Annotated in this window: 4 protein-coding genes; 1 reads left to right on the plus strand and 3 read right to left on the minus strand. The window is 56.4% G+C overall.

Features of this window, described 5'->3' with window-relative positions:
* The 3 genes from QNK41_RS03310 to QNK41_RS03320 all read right to left on the minus strand — a co-directional run.
* A partial coding sequence (locus QNK41_RS03310) for a B12-binding domain-containing radical SAM protein (RefSeq protein WP_319253722.1) occupies nucleotides 1-1,670 on the minus strand: 1,670 nt, incomplete at its 3' end.
* Nucleotides 1,671-1,683: 13 nt separating this feature from the next.
* On the minus strand, nucleotides 1,684-2,130 hold the full coding sequence (locus tag QNK41_RS03315; protein WP_319253724.1) for a universal stress protein: 447 nt from the start codon (nucleotides 2,128-2,130) through the stop codon (nucleotides 1,684-1,686).
* Nucleotides 2,131-2,142: 12 nt separating this feature from the next.
* Nucleotides 2,143-2,604, minus strand: coding sequence for a CBS domain-containing protein (locus QNK41_RS03320; RefSeq protein WP_319253726.1), 462 nt, complete (start codon nucleotides 2,602-2,604; stop codon nucleotides 2,143-2,145).
* Between the two features lie 332 nt (nucleotides 2,605-2,936).
* Between QNK41_RS03320 and QNK41_RS03325 the strand changes: the two genes are divergently transcribed.
* Nucleotides 2,937-3,893, plus strand: a complete 957-nt coding sequence (locus QNK41_RS03325; RefSeq protein WP_319253728.1) for a hypothetical protein — start codon at nucleotides 2,937-2,939, stop codon at nucleotides 3,891-3,893.
* Nucleotides 3,894-4,136 lie beyond the last annotated feature (243 nt).

A 4,136-nucleotide genomic window follows, 5' to 3' on the forward strand; every position in this document is an offset into this window, starting at 1 on the left:
AACCGGCAGCAGCGGATGAGCTGCTCAACAGCCCGGGGATGATCCGGAATGGCTTCCAGGGATTGGCGTGCCTCCGGGTAACGATTTAACCGCATCAGGCTGTTGGCCAGGGCCATGTGCAGATCGATGCTGGCTTTGTGGTGCTCGATGCCGCGCTGCAGGATCGCCAGTGATTCGTCAAACCGTCGTAGGTGCTGGTACACGAGGCCCAGCCCCCAGAAGGCGCGGTGATCCGGATGGTAGTGCAGTGATCGTTCGAAGAGCATGACGGCGGTCGCCAGGTTGTCTTCAACCAGCGGGTTAATGGCATAGTCGCCGTGGCTGAATGTCAGGGCCAGCCGCGAGAGAAAATCTGCATGCAGCGGGTACAGCTGCGGATCGTCAATCAAGTCTATCTGTGCGGCAAATTCCGGCAGCAGGGAGAGGTAGCCTTCCCGGAGCCGCCGTCCGTAAGCCAGCACGGCTGCTTTGCTCAGTGTCGCATCCGTCTCGAAATAGAGCAGGTCCTCCACCCGGTCCAGCCAGATGTCGTCGGTGGCACCGGTGCGCTGTTTGTATTCTTCATAGAGCGCCGTTCCGGGAAACAGGTCAAGGATGTAGAAAATGGCCGATAGGGGGCGGATCCGGCGCAGCAACGCCAGGCTTTCATCGATGGTTTGATCGGATTCGCCCGGGGCGCCGTAAATAAAGTATGCCCTGGCCATGATGCCATAGCGAACGGTCAGGTCAAAGGCGCGGCAGATGGCCGCTTCACTGATGCGCTTGCGATACCGATCGCGAAGCTCCGGGCTGCCGCTCTCCACGCCGTAGCTGATCTGGGTGCACCCGGCTCGGCGCATCCAGCCCAGCACCTCCTCATCCACACAATCCACCCGGGAGATCGCTGCCCACACGATATCCAACCGGCGCTTGACGATCCGGCTGCAGATGTCGATCACCAGTTCCCGCTTGAGGGTGAAGGTGTCGTCGGATACAAAAAAGAAGCGGATCCCTTTTTCGCGAAGAATCTCTATCTGGGTCACGAAATAGTCGGCGCTGTGAAAGCGCACCCGGCGTTTCCAAAATGCCGGCGATCCGCAGAAGGTACATCCCTCCGGACATCCCCGCGTGAGGGAAAGGTGTTGAAAGGCGAAATGGTTGGCGGGCATGGGCAGGCTGTCCAGGTCTGCCAACTGCTTCCGATCTCTGGTTTTGACCGGTTTCCCTTTTTTTCGAAAGGCCAGGCCATCAATCTGCGTGGGCATTTTCCCTTTCTTTTTTTCCAGAAAGCGGATCAGCTCCAGAAAGCTGTGCTCACCTTCACCCCGAACCACATAGTCGATCTCCGGAAAATGAGTGAGAAAATTTTCCCACAGGAAGGTGGCCCCCACGCCGCCGAACACCACGGCGGCTTTAGGATTGACCTTCTTGACCATGCGGGCGATGTCTATGCCGCCCCATCGGTTGGCATGCAGGATCGAAAAACCCACCACGTCCGGCTGCTTTTCCCCCAGCACCTGGTAGATGCGGTGGGGGGCCCTGCCCAGGTTGTGACCATTGAGAATGTCCACCGCATAGCCGTTAGCCCGGAGCATGGCAGCCACGTAGTAAAGGCCCATGGGGATGGCGCTGACATCCTCCTCGTTGATGCGCTTGTCGAGAAAATAAGGGTAAACGAGCAGTATCTTCATGGCCGCGGATGCATCAGGCTTTTTTGTTCCGTACGATCATCACCGAGCATGGTGCCTTGTGAGAAATTCGCTTGGCGACGCTGCCAAACAATACCAGCCCCATGCCGCTGAGGCCAAAGGCGCCCACCACCGCCAGATCGGCATCCGTTTCTTCGATGAAGCGGATGATTTCCGTGGAGACGTGGCCGTCGCGGACCACCAGTTCAAAGTCTATTTTTTCGGGGATGCGGTTGCCATAGACCTCCTGCATCCGTTCGTTCAGGCTGACCACCAAATTCTCGTCGGGATGCTCGGGCAGCATTAACTCCGTGTCAGTGAGCATTGGGTTGACCACCGGTGGCAGCACATGGACCACGTAAAGCTTCGCGTTGTAACGTTGCGACAGGTCAAGGGCCGTTTGGAATGCAACCTCTGCATGATCCGAAAAATCGCTACAACAGACAATCTGGTTCACGCCCATGGGGGCCTCCTTTCATCCTGAATGATCCGCAGGCATCAGTGTCCGCAGGATATCCTCTTTGCCGACCACACCCACCAGCACGCCTTTTTCCAACACCGGCAGGGTATGGAGGTTATGGTCTACCATAAGGGCCGCCACGGTTTCGATGGTCGAGTCCGGTCCGACGGTGACCGGATTGGGGGTCATGGCATCCGAGACGGCCGTGGCGGCAATTTTGCGGACCGCTTTTTCGAAGCCTTTCATGGAACTGAGACTGATATAACCGTCCAGAAAAGAGAACAGCGAAGGAATGGGAAGCTTTTTCTGCTGGGCGATAATGTCGCTCTGGCAGAGGAGGCCTACCAACCTGCCGTCCCCGTCCACCACCGGTACACCGTTGATGCGGCGGTCCAAGAGGATTTTGGCCGCTTTGATAATTTCCGTGTCGGCGGTGACGGTAATAGGGTTTTCAGTCATGATCTCTTTTACCAGCATGGCGGCACCTCCGGTGTGATTCGTGCTTAACCGCGAAAGAAATTTTTTGCGGTTGATAAAAAAGCCTGCATGGATATAAATGGGTTTGCAACATGCCTTTTTCTCTTAGTGTAAGTGAAGGTCGACCGGCCTGTCAAAACAAATCCGATGCCGGTCGATGGATGATTTGGAGAGACTGTTTTGCGTGATCCCAGCCCATACCGGCGCCTATACCGCCTCCATTGCCCGAGGAGCGACGCCGTGCCTGCACATTTCCGTACGACACGGATGAAAACGGCACGGAAATACCCCGTAGGGTGCCAATACCCGCGAATCTGCAAGGGGATATGGCCATGACGTCCAGGATAAAAATGGCACTGGTGATGGCGGTCGCCCTTGCCGGTATGGTGCTTGCTGCCACCGGCCTGATGGACAGGGCCCTGGCACGAGCCGGTCTTGGAGAACTGGACCGTGCCAACCATCGTTACCTGGATGAATCCTATGACAGCGCGCTTGAGGGTTTCCTGGTGCTGTCGGCCGTCAAGAGCGGCCTGGCCGTGATTGAAGGATCCGAGGTGGGAATCGGATTCAACCTCCAGGTCGGGGACCTGGTGCAATCGGTATACGACTATGTGGACATTGCCTGGAAGACGGTGCTGGCCGGGGGAACCATCCTGTTCATGGCGCGGTTGGTATTGGATGGGGTGGCCTTGACGGACCACCTCGTCATGGTGCTGACCTTCTTCTGCCTTTTGATGCTGGCGGCGGGACGGTGTTTTCTTCCGAACCGAAAAGGGATGGCCCAGTTCCTGCGGTCGATTACCGCCACCTGCACATTGTTGACGGTACTGCTCTACCTGGTTCTTCCTCTGTCTGTTTACGGGGCTTCCCGCCTGTCCGAGCGGATCACCCGACCGCTGATCCAGCAGTCCTACGACGCTTTCGACCAGATCAGCCGGACATTCACTCCAGAAGGCGCTGAAGACCATCTTGGCGGTGACGGAAAAGGGGCGTCAGCCCTCGAAACGGCCATAGGTGTAGCTGACCGATACGAGCGTCTGAAAAAGCGGCTTCAGGAACTGGAGGCCTATCTCAGCGAGCAGGGCAAAAACCTTGCCGGTACCACCTTTCAACTGATCGCCGCCTATCTGTTCGATTGCGTGATCTTTCCGCTTGCCTTTGTGGCGGTGCTGATCATTTTTCTAAAAGGCGTGCCGGGTTACCTGACACGGGCCCAGCGTGACCGCCGACTGGCGGAAACGATCCGGGAAACGGCAAGGCCGGTTTCCACGCCGTCGTCCAATGCTTAAACTGACCCACCGTGTTGCGCAAACGCATGGTAGTTAGTGTCGATCCACAAATGGCCAATTTGCCTGATATCAGCGTTATGCTCAAAATTTTATCCTCGGAATATCAACTATATGCCTGCGGTAAAATTTATCGCATGCCTTGATCTCAACCAAATTTGCCTATTTCTGGATGGACACTATTTAAAAAAGGAAAGCCAACGGATGAGAACTATCGGCATGATTGGCGGGATGAGTTGGGAATCG

It is taken from the genome of Desulfosarcina sp., assembly GCF_033791525.1.
Taxonomy (GTDB): domain Bacteria; phylum Desulfobacterota; class Desulfobacteria; order Desulfobacterales; family Desulfosarcinaceae; genus Desulfosarcina.